This window comes from Amphibacillus indicireducens (genome assembly GCF_039539605.1).
Taxonomy (GTDB): Bacteria; Bacillota; Bacilli; order Bacillales; family Amphibacillaceae; genus Amphibacillus; species Amphibacillus indicireducens.
The window spans coordinates 1-652 of the sequence record NZ_BAABDL010000147.1 but is presented as its reverse complement, the minus strand read 5'-3'; the positions used below and the strand labels follow the sequence as shown (position 1 = coordinate 652).

Annotated in this window: 1 protein-coding gene; it reads left to right on the top strand. The window is 35.1% G+C overall.

Annotated elements, in window-relative coordinates; genetic code table 11:
- Positions 1 to 292 (top strand): transposase (locus ABD814_RS12625; RefSeq protein WP_344913897.1); only part of this gene is annotated, 292 nt, incomplete at its 5' end.
- Positions 293 to 652: the final 360 nt, after the last annotated feature.

Here is a 652-nt window from a genome sequence, read left to right as displayed (position 1 = left end):
AAACGGCTTTGCGTTCGACCAATTAAGTAGTCCTGACTTTTACACAAATGCGACAAAGCTACAAATTGCCTTACTCGCCTACAATTTTGCGAATTGGTTCCGCCGACTCTGCTTACCTAGAAGTATGAGTAAAAGCACCGTAGGAACCGTTAGAATCCAGCTGATCAAAATAGCAGGTAAAGTAGTCAATACAGCCCGTTATACCACATTCAAATTGTGTAGCAGTTGTTTATACAAAAAACAATTTTGGTTCACTCTTAAAAAAATTCAAGGCATACCGCTTATTGAGTGACCCAATTAATAGCCATCCATCATTTTAAAAACCGAACTCATCCCGAGGGATAAGTCTGTCCATTTTTAAGCAAAGTGGAAAAACAAGGGTAATTTTAAACGAGAATTTAGCGGGCAACCACACTTATTTAGGTATAAGTATTAAATCGTCCTGACTGTCATTTGTTTTTGGCATTTTACAGGGAAAGTACCTATAAAAAAATCAAGTTATGAATAATGCAGGATTGATATTGTTCATAGAATTTTTGGTTTATTTAATGGAATGATAGGTTTACATATTGTTGATACTTAGTGTACACTGAATAATATCTAAATGCCGTCCTCTTAACAGTTCTGTTGATTTTTTGATATACTAAGTGCA